Raw genomic sequence first — 1,145 nt, forward strand, 5'->3', positions numbered from 1 at the left:
CAGCCCCCGCAGCCCCCGCGGCCCCGGAGCTGAACGGGAAGGCCGGGGTGGCGCCGGAGGGCCGGCCGCTGGCCAAGCCCCCGGTCCGCAAGCTCGCCCGGGACCTGGGCGTCGACCTCGCCGCCGTCACCCCGACCGGGCCGGACGGGGTCGTCACCCGCGAGGACGTCCACGCCGCCGCGACGGCGACCGCGCCGGTGGCTCCGGAGGCCCCGCTGGCCCCGACCCCGGCTCCGGAGCCGGAGCCGGCGGCGGAGGCCGTACCGGGCCGGGAGACCCGGATCCCGGTCAAGGGCGTCCGCAAGGCGACCGCGCAGGCGATGGTCACCAGCGCCTTCACCGCGCCGCACGTCACGGAGTTCGTGACCGTCGACGTCACGCGCACCATGAAGCTGGTCCGCGAGCTGAAGCAGGACCCGGACATGGCGGGCGTGCGGATCAACCCGCTGGTGATCGTGGCGAAGGCGTTCCTGATCGCCATCCGGCGCCACCCGGAGGTCAACTCCGCGTGGGACGAGGAGCGCCAGGAGATCGTCCGCAAGCACTATGTGAACCTCGGCATCGCCGCCGCCACCCCGCGCGGACTGATCGTGCCGAACATCAAGGACGCCCAGGACAAGGCCCTGCCCGAACTGGCGTCCGCACTCAGTGAGCTGGTCGCCACGGCCCGTGAGGGCCGGACCAGCCCGGCGGAGATGAACGGCGGTACGGCGACGATCACCAATGTCGGCGTCTTCGGAGTGGACTCCGGCACGCCGATCCTGCCCCCGGGCGAGTCCGCGATCCTCGCCTTCGGGCAGATCCGCGAGCAGCCCTGGGTGCACAAGGGCAAGGTCAAGCCGCGCCACGTCACCACCCTCGCGCTCTCCTTCGACCACCGGCTGGTCGACGGCGAGCTGGGCTCGAAGGTGCTCGCGGACGTCGCCGCGGTGCTGGAGCGGCCCAAGCGGCTGATGACCTGGGGCTGACGACGTGAGGTTGACGACCTGGGGCTGATCAGCTGAGGCCGGTGCGGCCCGTGCTCGGCGATGTGGGCTGGGCACGGGCCGCCCCGCGCCGTCCGTATCCCGGACGGTGGTGTTGTTTGCATGCCTGTTGTATCTATGGTGTGCACATGACCCCCGCCGCCTCCCTCCCCGTCAAGC

The 1,145-nt window shown here is 72.7% G+C and carries 1 protein-coding gene; it reads left to right on the forward strand.

All coding sequences use genetic code 11. The features are described 5' to 3' along the window. Positions 1-968: dihydrolipoamide acetyltransferase family protein (locus G5C65_RS37550; RefSeq protein ID WP_165303520.1), on the forward strand; the 968-nt coding region annotated here is incomplete at its 5' end. Positions 969-1,145 lie beyond the last annotated feature (177 nt).

It is taken from the genome of Streptomyces boncukensis, from assembly GCF_011045075.1.
Lineage (GTDB): Bacteria > Actinomycetota > Actinomycetes > Streptomycetales > Streptomycetaceae > Streptomyces > Streptomyces boncukensis.